Genomic DNA, 11,239 nt, shown 5'->3' with positions numbered 1-11,239 from the left:
CGAACCCGCGTAGCTAGTTTGGAAGACTAGCTGTTGGGGTATGATGAACAGGCCACGCCTTGTCAAACACGCAGGTTGGACGATTGGCCAGTAGGTTTCAGTCCGAATCAATCCGACCGCGTAGTGTGTTGTTTAGTGTGTACCTGCGAAAGAAGAATGCAATGAGTAGTCCGAAACGACGCGCTAGAGGCGAAGGCAGCCTGTCTCAGCGCAAGAACGGCATGTGGGTCGCTTCCATACCGACAGGCGAGTACGACGCCAAAGGGCGTCCCAAGCGCAAACAGGTCTCGTCGATGGACTACGACATCGCCGTCCAGAAACTCCGGCAGCTGCAACGCGACCTCGAAGACGGCGTGCTTTCCACGATCAACCACACGACGACCGTCTCCCAGTGGCTCGACACATGGCTCGACACCATCGTCAAGCCGACCGTGAAGCCGACGACTCTCGGCACCTACCGCGCAGAGTGTTCCGCGATCAAGAACAGGATCGGCGGCAAACGCCTCGCGCAACTCACTCCGCAGATGGTCCGCAAGATGCTCGCCGACGTCGCAGACGAACAGTCCACCGGGACCGCCCTCAACCTGTACCGGCGACTATCCAAAGCGCTCGGTGATGCCAAACGCGACGGGCTGATCCGCGACAACGTGTGCGAACGCGTACCCGCGCCCCGCGTCACCCGAGCCAATCGCGGCTCACACGACTCCGAATCGGCCCGCAAGATCATCGCCCACCTGATCGACACCGAAGACGTCGACGAATTGTCCCGCTGGTCGACGTCGTTGTTCACCGGCGTCCGGCAGGCCGAAGCGATCGGGCTCACCTGGGATCGAGTCGACTTCGAGACCGGCCAGCTCGACATCACATGGACGTTGCAGCGACTCCCGCTCGTCGAGCGCTACAAGCGGCCGGCGGATCCGCTGTACCCGCGCACCATGTTCGACGTTGCACCCGGAATCGACTTCACTCCCGTGTGGCGTGCTTGGTGCCTCATCGACACGAAGACGCGCGGCAGTCAGCGCATCGTCCCGATGGTGCCGCCTCTCCAGGCCGCGCTAAAGGCTCACCACGACGAGCTCGGAAACCCCGCGACCGGTCTCGTGTGGCAACGCGAGGGCGGTCGACCCTGGTCGAAGCAGAGCGACGAGCAGCGGTGGAAGGACATGCTCGCGTCCGCTGGCGTCAACGAGCTCACCCAGCATTCGGCACGGCACACGGTGGCGACCCTGCTGCAGGAGGCTGGCGTGCCCGAGTCGACGCGCATGGCGATCCTCGGGCACAGTTCCACGGCGATGGCCCGCCACTACGCACACGTGGACGTGAGCCTGGCGCGCGACGCCCTCGGGAAGTTGGACACGCTACTCAGCGGCGAGTCATCCGCCGCAGCCGGTTGACAACGATGGGGGAGTAGGCGATCGCTTCCGGATCGTCCAATAGCTGGTTGAGCTTCTGAAAGTAGCGGGTGACCGACAGCCCGAGTTCGTCACGCACCGCGTCCGCATGGGCACCCGCCGACCGGTATTGGCGTCTCGACAGATCCAGGATCGCGCGGTCCTCATCGTTCATGCGATCCGCCAATCCTCGCCCTCAGTCTCTTCAAGCATCTTTCGTTCCTGCCAATCCAAAGCACTCATCCGCAGTGCGAGCGTGTAATCATCAACCCACAGCGCGACCGATGGTTCAGGCTCGCACTGGACGGCGATGATCTCCTCGATCGGCAGCAGCCGACGCGCGGCCAGCAGATGGACGGTCCGCTCCTGCTTCCGCAGGTGCCACCGTGTGCACGCGATTCCATCGTCGCCGCGCTCGCAGTGGACGATCTCATGGGCGAGAACCACCCGACGTTCGCGCTGGGAGAGACCTTCACGAATCTGGACGAGGCCGGCCGCATACGTTCCGCGAGGCCGCAGATCGGGTACGAACTCGATCGTCAGGCCAAGGTCTCGCGCGTGTCGCCAAGGGTGGTACATAGCGGCCACGTTGGCATGAGACTCTGACAGAAACCCACTGGTCAGGAACTACATTGATGTCATTACCTCTACCGTGGGGTGCCGATTGTCACGGATTTATGCCGAATCCTTGCGGTGCGCGGTTCGGCGTGTAACGTTGTGCATGCGACCAGAGCTTCGGGCTCACAGTTGCGCGCACGGGCCAGAGATTTCGGGCTCACAGTCCGTGTGACAAATACCGAACGGGTTGTGGTGCCGTTCACATACTTTGCGAAAGGCGCTGACCTAAGGGTCAGCGCCTTTCGCCCATTCTGGTCATCGTCATGATGTTCAGTCTCCCCGCCCGAACGTCGTCGAATCGTTGCACAGCGAACGCTTGTGCAAGATTGTTCGCCACCCGTGTCTTATGGTTGACGGTCGGAGGGTTGGGTGACTTTCTGTGATTGCCGATGGCACCAGCGACGAGGTCGGCCACCTGTAACAGATCGTTCGCGCGTGAGTCGATCGTGACCGCACTGACCAACGAGTTGGACTTCATCCGCTGGTTCGCCATGCCCTTCACTGTGTCGCCGAAGGACACGTTCGGAGCGGTCGAGACGTGATCGATGAGGGCAGCTGCCTGTTCGTCGCGGCTCATATTGCCAACGATCAGTTGGGAAACGATACGTGCATGCACGCGCCATGTGTCGTCACCGCATTTGAACGGGTTGGAACTGTCTGACCGGTTCACGATGGATGCGACCAGTCTGACGTCATGCTCAGCGACGACGTCGGCGAGGCGAAGGAAGACCGGCAGGCGGTCGCGGTTGATCCGCGAGAACTTGAACTCGTCGGTGAATCCGGTCTCGTCTCGCAACTGTTCGATCCGCCTCTGTAAGCGGCCAGGCTGGCGGGTCTTGATTCCCGCTACTACGAAGAAGTTGCCAGCAGAAGCCTTGGCGCCTGATTCATCGATGAAGAAGGTCGCGTGTTGTACGGGTGTCACTCCTGCGGCCCTTCGCCGGCTTCGTCCTGCTCGCTCGTCACCACTCATACTCCTGCTTGTCGCGCTTCACCTGCAGAACACGCCTGCACACAGCAAAGATAGCGAGGACCGCGGCGGCCGCGGTGGCGAACGACAGAAGCACGTTGTCGGCGTACGTCACGAGCACCAGAGCTACCGCCAGAAGGACCAAGCCGACGGTCCACCCGAGACGCTCACGAGAAGTCACTGCGGTTCCCCGCTCGCATCATCCTGTTCGCGCCGAGTCCGCTCAGTCTCGCCCTCATCGTCGGGTCCGCGGTCGTCGGCCGCCTCTGGTGTGTCGCTCCCGATCACGAAATACGTGGTGATGCGGAGGAGTAGTCCGACGGCCAGGCCTAGAGCGACGGCGGCACCGATGTTCGTCGCCATGCTGTGGGACCAGCCGACAGCTAGGTAGCCGCACGCTGCCCCGGTAAGTACGAACACAGCGGTCTGGATGCTCCGCAGGTGCTCTGCGTACCAGGTCTTCACTCCTGCGACTCCTCGCCGCGCTGGTCTTGCTCGCGCTGAGCGCGTCCGAGCTCGACTTCGTTGCGGGGGTCACGGTCGGCGTGCGTGGTGGTTCCGAAGCGGAACCACCGGTAGAACACGCCGGTAATGGCGAGCAACGCGACCACTACGGCAGTGGTCTCGAAGGCAGGGCGATCACCTTGCTGTGCCCACACCAGTAACACCAACGCGACGACCATCGAGGCTGCCCATGCCCACCTCTCCCTGGAGGCAACCTGACGTGCTGTCGTGACGCCAATGAGGACGCCAATGAGGATGACCGTGGTCATGCTCGCGAGGGAGTGTGTGAGTGCTCCGGCGGCGAGCACCACGATCACGATGGCGACCGGGATGGTTGCGGCCAAACCGCGAGGAAGTGTCTTCACTCCTGTGACTCCCCGCCGGGACGGCCGTGCTGAGCGGTGAAACGTTCGTAGTCTGCCGCCTTCTGCCACTCTTCGGCGGTCAGTAGGTCGGGTCGCTTCTCGCGCAGATATAGGGACATGTAGGTGTGGCCTTGCCATGCGACAACCCTCAAACCCTTCTCAGTGAAGTCTTCAAGGTCTGCGAGAACGTCGGCGACCGTGAAGTTTGGGCGGCCGTCATTAGCTGGGCGAATGACGTGACGTGGGTCGTCCCAGTCGATTGGCCCCGTCATTCGTGTGGCCCCTCTCCGGCCTCGTCCTGCTCGCGACGGGCACGCTCGAGTTCACCTTCGTCGCCAGGTCCGCGATCATGTGCGGCGGCATCCATCTCGACGATCGAGTCTGTGGTGAAGTCGCGTCCAGCCTGTCGCCTTGATCGTCGGTCGGTCAAAGATGTCGGTTTGACGGCTGCGGCGCCAACAAGTTCCGCCTCCTTGGTCAGGAGTGACTCGATTGCTTTGTGGGCGGCGTCCATTTCGAGAATCGTCTGTATCAGGGTATCGATCTCAGTTGGAGTGCCCGTCCCGTTGTCAGAACGTTGCTTGGACTTGAACGCCAATTTGTACGATTTATCGGCTCGTTCAAGCACTGACGAGATGTCATGTTGCCTGACAACATCATTCACATCCCGGTCCTCGAGCGTCATCGGACGGTTCGATATTGCGCGAAGCTGCTTGGCAGAGGGGATTGCGCCAGCCGCTCGGGCAACTTTGCGGACGGACTCGTCGATGGAGTCCATCTTCGGAGACCTGCTGTCCGGATCGTGTTCGACTCTGATTGAGTGCGTGAACACTTCGTCGACAGAGGTGAGGATTGCGGCGACGCCGTCGATTACTGGCAGTGTCTCGGTTGGCAGTGAAGTCTTGCCGAGCGTCGCGATCTCGTTGAGGACTTCCGCGCACGCGGCCGCGAGATTGGCCCAGTCCTCCAGGAACTGGACAATCGTGTCGCCATCGGGCGATCCGAGTTCATGGAATACAGTCCTGGGCTCGCTGTCTCCCGAGATAGGCAACATGCCAGGCGCGTCGGCGCCGGTCTTCTCGTCTTCGGCGCGCGATGCTCGCGGTTGCGCGGTCGACGGGGTAGCGGTGTCGGCAGATAGTTCGGCATTGCGGTCCCTTGCATCCAGGAGCGCGTTCACGATGGTCAACACCGCGTCGCGCTCACGTCGATTCAATTGATCCGCGCGGGATGGCAGGGTGAAAGACGTCGATGGCTGCTCACCGTTGATCGTCGCCCGCGTCTCCGCGAACTCGTCCGGCGTAATGCCGAGAGCTTCCGAGATCGCGGCGACCACCCTGCGGGATGGATCGCCGACACCCTGTAGCGCTCGCCGGATGGTGTTCAGTGCAACGCCCTCGACCTGCCTATCCAGATCGCGGAACGTGAACTCGATTCGCTGCCGGGCGAAGTGCGGACGCCATACGTCGGGCACGTCCTGCGGTTCGTCGATGCTCACGTGTAAGACCTTCCGCTGCTCATTCGATGTTCGACAACAGTCCCGTTGTTCATAGTGTCCAGGAAAAACATCGCTGTAATTCCTGTTCAGGCAGCATATCGCCCAAAAGATCAGGGAGTGAAGTTGACACGACCGTCCACTGTGCTAAGTTCAATTGAACACGGAACATAGGAGGTGAACAGGATGAGTGAAGTCATGGCAGACCTGATCGGCACGCCGGATCAGTTCATTGCGGCCCGTGAGTACGCAGGGTTTTCGACACGTGGTCTCGCTGACGAGGTGGCGCGCGAACTCCGCAAGGACCGACGCAAGCCGCTGATGGGCTGCTCGCGGTCGATGATCTCGAACTTGGAGACCGGCAACGCAACTCGCACGAACTACCGTCGCGCTGCGGCGATTGAGAAAGTGCTCAAGCTTCCGCGCGGGCACATGTTCCGCGTCGAGATGTTCAATGCGCAATTGAACAGTGACCAACTGACCGCATAGAAACGGCCCCCGCCTGCGGACACAGGACGAGGGCCAGAACGAGAAATGGAGTTCTCAATGACAAACGATATCAACATCCACAACGGTGCACAGTCACCGTTTGACGCGATCCGGCGAGTGAGCGACGTCGGCGCCGAATACTGGTCGGCCCGCGACCTCATGCCACTGCTCGGCTACGACCGCTGGGAGAACTTCTCAGCAGCGCTCGATCGGGCGATGGCTGCGGCGATCGCGCAGGGGAGTACTGCCGACACCCTTTTCCGTGGTGTCACGAAAAAGGGTTCGGGGCGACCGCAGCAGGACTTCGAGCTCGCACGCTTCGCGTGCTACCTCGTCGCGATGAATGGTGATCCGCGGAAGCCGGAGGTGGCCGCCGCCCAGTCGTACTTCGCGATCCGCACCAGGGAAGCCGAAACGCGGTCGGCCGTCACACAGCTCCACGGCCCCGAGCTCGTCGCCCTGGCGCTCGTCGAGGCGAACCAGATGCTCGAAGCCAAGGACGCGCGGATCGCACAGCAGGACGAGCAGCTCGCGATCCAGGCTCCGAAGGTCACGTACGTCGACACCTACGTCGCTGACGCCGACCTCTTGTCGTTCTCCACGATCGCGTCCGCGCATGACATCACCGAGAAGGCACTCCGCCAGCTCCTCATCGGGAAGGACTGGATCTTTATCCAGACCGACTCGCGCTGGTCGGACACGAAGGGCAAGAAGGTCACTCGCAATCGCTACTCGGAGAAGGCATCCAAGAAGCGCTACTTCCGGCGCGTCGAGAACCACGAGGCACCGCGGTTCCGTGGCTCCGAAGTCATGCACACGTTGAAGGTGACCCCGCAGGGTGCCGAGGCCATCGCCCGCCTGATCAACAAGGAGCAGGCGGCATGAGGGGTGACTTCCCGGTCCTGGACGGCGACCGCTCGGCCGACAACGACACGGTCTACCGCGTCGTCCTGGTCGACAACATCGAGCCGATCGAGCCGCGGATCTCTGAGATCGACGACTGGTGCGAGATGCCGGTCCGGATCTCTCACGACGCGGGCCAGGGGATCGCGCTCGAAATCGGCCCGTACACGCTCGACGACTCCGACATCGACACATTGCGCGGCGCGATTGCGCTGCTCGACGACATCAAAGCGAGGAACCAGTCATGACCACTACCCGCAAGTTCGCCGCGGTCCTCGCGGCGGCCGCTTTCATCCCGCTCGCCGCGTGCGGCACTGACGGGACCGCCACCATCGCCGCCCCGGCCCCGGTCGCCGAGACTGCCGCCTCGCCCGTCGACACCGATGACGTGTTCCTGCAGGTCCTCCGCGACAGGGGGATTCCCGCGAACAGTGCGTCGATCGAAGCCGCACACGCTGTCTGCGACGCACTCGATGCCGGCGCGACCATCGTCCAGGTGATCTCGGCGTCAGTCGAAGGCTACGGATCCAGCGACGGCGCGTACGTGGCCGGTGCCGGGATCGCCGCCTACTGCCCTCAGTACTCGGATGAGCTCAAGTCGCTGGGTGGTGATCCGGCGTGATGACGACGATCAAGGTCACCGACCGGGATAGTGCGCACCGCGCGATCTGCGAAGCCGCCATCCCTGTCGCCCCGCGCACTGACGTCGACATCTACATCGACATCAACCAGTACAGACCCAGGGTCAGCGTGTACGGGCTCGACCCGCAGTTGTACGCCGCACAGGGCGCGCTCCGTGACGGTATCCGAGTCGTCACCACCGGCGGCCAGTCGACGGCATTCTTCCGACTCGATCCCGCTAAGCCGTGGATCGAGCAGATCGAGGACATCGTCGACTGGCTCGCCACCGAGAGTCCGGTGCCGGCATGAGCATCGACACCGCATTCGAGCGGCACGTGTCCGAGGCCGACACCCGCAAGGCGATCGCCGAACCGCCCGTATATGAGCGCCGCGAATGCGTCGCCGACGGCAACTGCGAACGCCCCGCAGTCCACTTCGGGATGTGCCGCTACCACCGGATTCAGGAGCTGGCATGACCGACACCATCCCGTACGACCGGCCACGACCGGACGTCGACGAAGCCCTCGAAAAGTTCTTCGACACCGCCATCGAGTGGGCGATGCGCGCCTGTGCCGGATACATCCCGGTCGCTCCCGGCAAGGACTTCAACAAGGTCCACGACCAGTACCAGGCACTCATGCGGCGCCAAGCAGAAGCGCAGGAGGCGTCGTCGTGATCAAAGACAAACTGCTGTACACGGTCCCGGAAGCATCTGCCCGAGTCTCGGTGTCGGATGACTTCCTCCGCGCTGAACACAAGGAACACCGCATCCGGTTTCTGGATATTTCGCGGGGGAGAGGACAGCGTCCCGTCTACCGGGTCGAGGCGTCCGAGCTCGAACGGTGGGCGAACGATCTGCCGACCGCGATCCCGAAGCAAGCGTCATGACTGACGGCACGTTCACCGACGTCGGTTTCGAGATCGTCGACCGCGATGGCCGCGACATCATCTGCGGGTATCCCGTCGCCTACGACCATCGCCGCGATGGCGTGTACGTCCACATTCCGATCATCGCAGCCTTCGGATCCCGACTCGCTTGGATCCACTCCGACGACCTCGACGTCACCCCTCATTGACTTCCCGGTCCGCCCCGAAAGAGGGAGCGGGGCGGACTGGGACACCACGAAAGAAGAAGCACATGATTCTCACACTCGCTGTCATCGGCGGTATGGCGTTCATCGTCGGCATCGCGATCGGCGCCGGTACCCGTCCCGGCCGCGCACACATCGCGCACCATCCCGCACTCGACGGACCGCTCGGCGCGATCGTCAAGGCCGGACAGATCGAGGTGCGGCGATGACCGGCGTACTCATCGGCGTCGCTGCCGTCTTCGTGGCAGTAGCGGCGGGAGCGTACTTCATCCGGTCTTCCGCCCACCGCAGCTACCGCCGCACCGGGATTGCACGCCTGGAGGCAATGGTCAACCACCCCGCAGGACGCGGGCGATGAGACGCGGCGACTGCACCTGCGCCGCCGGATCCCACAGCCTCGGACGACACGAACCGTTCTGCCAGACGTTCGGCGCCTACTGCGAAGACTGCCGACAGCCCCGCTGCCGATGCCGCGTCACCGTGACGGAACTCGACCCGTACATCGACCCATGGAAGGAGACAGCATGACCGGCCACCTCCTCGCAGACATCCGTGAACCGGGCTCCCGCGAATGGCTGGACGCCATGACCGCCAGCAAGATCGCCGCCGTCGTCGGACTCTCCAAGCACGACACCCCGCACAGTCTGTGGCATCGGATGGCCGGCACCACCCCGCGCGAACCGCAGTCGCGGGCACAGACACGGGGCCACGTCTACGAGCCGATGATCCGCGGATGGGTCGCCGAACTGCAGCCACAGTGGAAGGTCGAGACGACCGGCACATGGCAGCACGCCACCGAATCATGGGCGCTTGCCTCACCTGACGGACTACTCCACGACGACGACGGACTGCTCGCGTTGCTGGAGATCAAGACGGACCGCAACTACTGGCAGAACTGGCGCACCGGCGTACCCACGTACTACCAGGCGCAATGTCAATGGCAGATGTGGGTGACCGGGGTCGGTCAGTGTGTCGTCGCCGCGTGCGGACCTGACGAACTCATGGACATGAAGCCGGAACTGTTCACCCTCGACGCCGATCCGGCCGTCCAGCAGTGGTTGGCCGACGAGGGTCGACTGTTCATGGACTCGCTCGAGCTCGGCATCGAACCGGTCGCCGACTACCGCCGCGAACCGGACCGGATCGCGTTGCGCTGGAAGCACACGGAGATCGTCGATGACCCCGGCGTGAGTGTGCCGGACGAACTCGCGATCCCGTTCCTGACGGCGCTTGTCGACTACGCGATTGCCGATGAAGCGAAGACCGTGGCGACTGCTGACCTGGCCGCATTCCTCGGCGACTCCAAGAAGGCGTCCTGGAATGGTGCCACCCTCGGCACCCGCAAACGCGGACGCGGCGGTGGCCCGCCGTCGTTCGCGACCGCACCCAAGCTCGCAGACCGAGCACCCGAACTCCTCCACCCGACCGAAAGGAAGGCGTCGTGAGTACCGAACTCGCACCCGCCCCCAACAGTGACCTCGCGATAGCGGACGGTCAGACTTTCTGGACCGAACGGCAGGTCGCGGCCCTACGTCAGATCGGCGTAGGCGATGCCCCCAACAGCGACCTCGCTGTGTTCTTCCATCAGTCCGTCCGGACTGGACTCGACCCGTTCGCCCGCCAGATCTACATGATCGGCCGCTGGTCAAAGGACGGCACCAAGTACACGATCCAAGTCGGCATCGACGGATTCCGCCTGATCGCCTCCCGCACCGGCCAACTCGACGGATACGAGGACACGTTGTGGTGTGGCGACGACGGGGCGTGGCGTGACGTTTGGCTCGCCCCTCATCCGCCGTCCGCCGCCAAGGTCACAGTCATCCGCAACGGCGCACGTTTCCCTGCGGTCGCACTGTTCCGTGAGTATGCGCAGACCAAACGGAACGGTGAATACACGCAGATGTGGGCAGAGAAGGGCGCGATCATGATCGCGAAGTGCGCGGAAGCTCTCGCGCTCCGAAAAGCGTTCCCGCAGGACCTGTCAGGCCTCTACACCTCTGACGAAATGAGCCAGCCTGATACGCGTCGCGTCGATTCCGAGCAGATGCAGCGGCCGTCGCCGTCGCTCGCCGCTCCCGAACCTCAGGCCGAACCGGTCCCTGCCGACATGGCCGCCCGTATCGCGGAGTCGACCGACCCCGAGGGTCTCGCGAAGCTCTCCGACTTCCTGCCGAAGAAGTACGGGGCGACGGACGAGGTCGACGACCTTCTCGCTCTGATAGCGGCCAGAATCGACGAGTTGAGCGCGCCCGTCACCGAACTCGGCGTCGACGAGGCGCAGGCGACGATCGCTGACGTCCTCGACGCTGACGTGATCGAGGACGGTGAGCAGGCGTGAAGCGCTTCCCAGTGGATGCCCGCCGCGTCCCATGCCGTGTCGACCCCGAACCGTTCTTCTCCCGCAACCGCGACACGCAAGACGCCGCCGCACGCCTATGTGAAACCTGCCCACTCCAAGCTGACTGCCTCGCAATCGGCATCGAGAACGGTGAGCAGTGGGGGATCTGGGGTGGGCGAGTGTTCACAGCCGAGTCGACGGGCCGGAAACCGATGGGGCCACCAGTGTCGACGTACTGCCGCGCCAAACTTCACCGCCTCGACGCCGCGAACACGTACCTGCATCGGTCTGGGCGTCGCGAGTGCCGACAGTGCCGCCGCGACCGCGAACGCGAACGGTCCGCTCGGAAGCGCGAGCAGCAGTTGGCGGCCGCCTCGTGAAGCCCGGCTCCGACCGCACCGCCCTCACCATCAACATCCTCGCCACCCTCTGCGCAATCACCGTCGTCGTGGTC

At 63.3% G+C, this 11,239-nt stretch carries 23 protein-coding genes; 15 read left to right on the top strand and 8 right to left on the bottom strand.

Annotated elements, in window-relative coordinates:
- Nucleotides 1–161: 161 nt before the first annotated feature.
- Nucleotides 162–1,394 carry a tyrosine-type recombinase/integrase gene (locus ACTIMF_RS02090; protein ID WP_442348612.1) on the top strand — a complete coding sequence of 411 codons (1,233 nt, stop codon included), beginning with the start codon at nucleotides 162–164 and terminating at the stop codon, nucleotides 1,392–1,394.
- Here the strand turns inward: ACTIMF_RS02090 and ACTIMF_RS02085 are convergent.
- The 8 genes from ACTIMF_RS02085 to ACTIMF_RS02050 all read right to left on the bottom strand — a co-directional run bounded on the left by ACTIMF_RS02085 (nucleotide 1,363) and on the right by ACTIMF_RS02050 (nucleotide 5,346).
- A complete protein-coding gene (locus ACTIMF_RS02085; RefSeq protein ID WP_442348611.1) occupies nucleotides 1,363–1,566 on the bottom strand; it encodes a DUF3263 domain-containing protein in 204 nt (67 codons plus the stop codon). The two genes, ACTIMF_RS02090 and ACTIMF_RS02085, sit on opposite strands and share 32 nt — an antisense overlap.
- Nucleotides 1,563–1,970, bottom strand: a complete 408-nt coding sequence (locus ACTIMF_RS02080; RefSeq protein ID WP_442348610.1) for an ImmA/IrrE family metallo-endopeptidase — start codon at nucleotides 1,968–1,970, stop codon at nucleotides 1,563–1,565. Before ACTIMF_RS02080 ends, ACTIMF_RS02085 begins: the two co-directional genes overlap by 4 nt.
- Before the next feature lie 271 nt (nucleotides 1,971–2,241).
- A complete protein-coding gene (locus tag ACTIMF_RS02075) occupies nucleotides 2,242–2,934 on the bottom strand; it encodes a DUF3800 domain-containing protein (protein WP_442348609.1) in 693 nt (230 codons plus the stop codon).
- A gap of 37 nt (nucleotides 2,935–2,971) precedes the next feature.
- Nucleotides 2,972–3,160 carry a hypothetical protein gene (locus ACTIMF_RS02070; protein WP_442348608.1) on the bottom strand — a complete coding sequence of 63 codons (189 nt, stop codon included), beginning with the start codon at nucleotides 3,158–3,160 and terminating at the stop codon, nucleotides 2,972–2,974.
- Nucleotides 3,157–3,444: a hypothetical protein gene (locus tag ACTIMF_RS02065; protein ID WP_442348607.1), complete on the bottom strand. Its 288-nt coding sequence runs from the start codon at nucleotides 3,442–3,444 to the stop codon at nucleotides 3,157–3,159. Before ACTIMF_RS02065 ends, ACTIMF_RS02070 begins: the two co-directional genes overlap by 4 nt.
- Nucleotides 3,441–3,848 carry a hypothetical protein gene (locus ACTIMF_RS02060; protein WP_442348606.1) on the bottom strand — a complete coding sequence of 136 codons (408 nt, stop codon included), beginning with the start codon at nucleotides 3,846–3,848 and terminating at the stop codon, nucleotides 3,441–3,443. Before ACTIMF_RS02060 ends, ACTIMF_RS02065 begins: the two co-directional genes overlap by 4 nt.
- The gene (locus ACTIMF_RS02055) at nucleotides 3,845–4,120 is read right to left on the bottom strand and encodes a hypothetical protein (protein ID WP_442348605.1); all 276 of its coding nucleotides are present in this window, start codon (nucleotides 4,118–4,120) and stop codon (nucleotides 3,845–3,847) included. The genes ACTIMF_RS02060 and ACTIMF_RS02055 overlap by 4 nt, the downstream gene beginning before the upstream one ends.
- Nucleotides 4,117–5,346 (bottom strand): hypothetical protein, encoded by a 1,230-nt coding sequence (locus ACTIMF_RS02050; protein WP_442348604.1) that lies wholly within the window; start codon nucleotides 5,344–5,346, stop codon nucleotides 4,117–4,119. Before ACTIMF_RS02050 ends, ACTIMF_RS02055 begins: the two co-directional genes overlap by 4 nt.
- Nucleotides 5,347–5,529: 183 nt before the next feature.
- Here ACTIMF_RS02050 and ACTIMF_RS02045 point away from each other — a divergent pair, with 183 nt between their 5' ends.
- The 14 genes from ACTIMF_RS02045 to ACTIMF_RS01980 all read left to right on the top strand — a co-directional run bounded on the left by ACTIMF_RS02045 (nucleotide 5,530) and on the right by ACTIMF_RS01980 (nucleotide 11,165).
- A complete protein-coding gene (locus ACTIMF_RS02045; RefSeq protein ID WP_442348603.1) occupies nucleotides 5,530–5,832 on the top strand; it encodes a hypothetical protein in 303 nt (100 codons plus the stop codon).
- 57 nt (nucleotides 5,833–5,889) lie between these two features.
- On the top strand, nucleotides 5,890–6,717 hold the full coding sequence (locus ACTIMF_RS02040) for a phage antirepressor KilAC domain-containing protein (protein WP_442348602.1): 828 nt from the start codon (nucleotides 5,890–5,892) through the stop codon (nucleotides 6,715–6,717).
- Nucleotides 6,714–6,983 (top strand): hypothetical protein, encoded by a 270-nt coding sequence (locus ACTIMF_RS02035; protein ID WP_442348601.1) that lies wholly within the window; start codon nucleotides 6,714–6,716, stop codon nucleotides 6,981–6,983. The genes ACTIMF_RS02040 and ACTIMF_RS02035 overlap by 4 nt, the downstream gene beginning before the upstream one ends.
- Nucleotides 6,980–7,357 (top strand): DUF732 domain-containing protein, encoded by a 378-nt coding sequence (locus ACTIMF_RS02030; RefSeq protein ID WP_442348600.1) that lies wholly within the window; start codon nucleotides 6,980–6,982, stop codon nucleotides 7,355–7,357. Before ACTIMF_RS02035 ends, ACTIMF_RS02030 begins: the two co-directional genes overlap by 4 nt.
- A complete protein-coding gene (locus ACTIMF_RS02025; protein WP_442348599.1) occupies nucleotides 7,357–7,665 on the top strand; it encodes a hypothetical protein in 309 nt (102 codons plus the stop codon). The genes ACTIMF_RS02030 and ACTIMF_RS02025 overlap by 1 nt, the downstream gene beginning before the upstream one ends.
- Complete coding sequence (locus tag ACTIMF_RS02020; protein ID WP_442348598.1) at nucleotides 7,662–7,832, top strand: hypothetical protein; 171 nt, start codon at nucleotides 7,662–7,664, stop codon at nucleotides 7,830–7,832. Before ACTIMF_RS02025 ends, ACTIMF_RS02020 begins: the two co-directional genes overlap by 4 nt.
- Nucleotides 7,829–8,032, top strand: a complete 204-nt coding sequence (locus tag ACTIMF_RS02015; RefSeq protein WP_442348597.1) for a hypothetical protein — start codon at nucleotides 7,829–7,831, stop codon at nucleotides 8,030–8,032. The genes ACTIMF_RS02020 and ACTIMF_RS02015 overlap by 4 nt, the downstream gene beginning before the upstream one ends.
- Nucleotides 8,029–8,244: a hypothetical protein gene (locus tag ACTIMF_RS02010; RefSeq protein WP_442348596.1), complete on the top strand. Its 216-nt coding sequence runs from the start codon at nucleotides 8,029–8,031 to the stop codon at nucleotides 8,242–8,244. Before ACTIMF_RS02015 ends, ACTIMF_RS02010 begins: the two co-directional genes overlap by 4 nt.
- On the top strand, nucleotides 8,241–8,432 hold the full coding sequence (locus ACTIMF_RS02005; RefSeq protein WP_442348595.1) for a hypothetical protein: 192 nt from the start codon (nucleotides 8,241–8,243) through the stop codon (nucleotides 8,430–8,432). Before ACTIMF_RS02010 ends, ACTIMF_RS02005 begins: the two co-directional genes overlap by 4 nt.
- A gap of 62 nt (nucleotides 8,433–8,494) precedes the next feature.
- Nucleotides 8,495–8,656, top strand: a complete 162-nt coding sequence (locus ACTIMF_RS02000) for a hypothetical protein (RefSeq protein WP_442348594.1) — start codon at nucleotides 8,495–8,497, stop codon at nucleotides 8,654–8,656.
- Complete coding sequence (locus ACTIMF_RS01995) at nucleotides 8,653–8,805, top strand: hypothetical protein (protein ID WP_442348593.1); 153 nt, start codon at nucleotides 8,653–8,655, stop codon at nucleotides 8,803–8,805. The genes ACTIMF_RS02000 and ACTIMF_RS01995 overlap by 4 nt, the downstream gene beginning before the upstream one ends.
- A 166-nt stretch (nucleotides 8,806–8,971) precedes the next feature.
- On the top strand, nucleotides 8,972–9,892 hold the full coding sequence (locus tag ACTIMF_RS01990; RefSeq protein ID WP_442348592.1) for a lambda-exonuclease family protein: 921 nt from the start codon (nucleotides 8,972–8,974) through the stop codon (nucleotides 9,890–9,892).
- Nucleotides 9,889–10,785 carry a phage recombination protein Bet gene (bet, locus tag ACTIMF_RS01985; protein WP_442348591.1) on the top strand — a complete coding sequence of 299 codons (897 nt, stop codon included), beginning with the start codon at nucleotides 9,889–9,891 and terminating at the stop codon, nucleotides 10,783–10,785. The genes ACTIMF_RS01990 and bet overlap by 4 nt, the downstream gene beginning before the upstream one ends.
- A complete protein-coding gene (locus ACTIMF_RS01980; RefSeq protein ID WP_442348590.1) occupies nucleotides 10,782–11,165 on the top strand; it encodes a WhiB family transcriptional regulator in 384 nt (127 codons plus the stop codon). The genes bet and ACTIMF_RS01980 overlap by 4 nt, the downstream gene beginning before the upstream one ends.
- Nucleotides 11,166–11,239 lie beyond the last annotated feature (74 nt).

The sequence above is a fragment of the Gordonia sp. (in: high G+C Gram-positive bacteria) genome, from assembly GCF_052106715.1.
Taxonomy (GTDB): Bacteria; Actinomycetota; Actinomycetes; order Mycobacteriales; family Mycobacteriaceae; genus Gordonia.
Note: the sequence above shows the minus strand (reverse complement) of the source record. Positions and strands in the feature narration are given on the sequence as shown.